Here is a 347-nt window from a genome sequence, read left to right as displayed (position 1 = left end):
CCCCAATTTTGAGTAGCACCTCAGTTTGGAGTCCAATTCCCTATCCCGAGGAGATTGGATGTGAAGAAGCGTTTTTCCGAAGAGCAGATCATTGGCTTCCTGCGCGAGGCTGAAGCGGGCGTGGCCATCAAGGACCTTTGCCGGCGGCATGGCTTCAGTGAGGCCTCGTACTACCTGTGGCGCAGCAAGTTCGGCGGGATGAGCGTGCCCGATGCCAAGCGGCTCAAGGACCTTGAGGCCGAGAACACGCGACTGAAGAAGTTGCTGGCCGAGCAGTTGTTCGAGAACGACCTGATCAAGGATGCGTTGCGAAAAAAGTGGTGAGCGCACCGGCGCGTCGTGCGCTG

Annotated in this window: 1 pseudogene; it reads left to right on the top strand. The window is 58.2% G+C overall.

From position 1 onward, the window contains the following. Positions 1 to 60: 60 nt before the first annotated feature. Positions 61 to 347 (top strand): annotated as a pseudogene (locus XdyCFBP7245_RS23545) (transposase); the annotation flags it as partial.

It is taken from the genome of Xanthomonas dyei (genome assembly GCF_002939865.1).
Lineage (GTDB): Bacteria > Pseudomonadota > Gammaproteobacteria > Xanthomonadales > Xanthomonadaceae > Xanthomonas > Xanthomonas dyei.
Note: the sequence above shows the minus strand (reverse complement) of the source record. Positions and strands in the feature narration are given on the sequence as shown.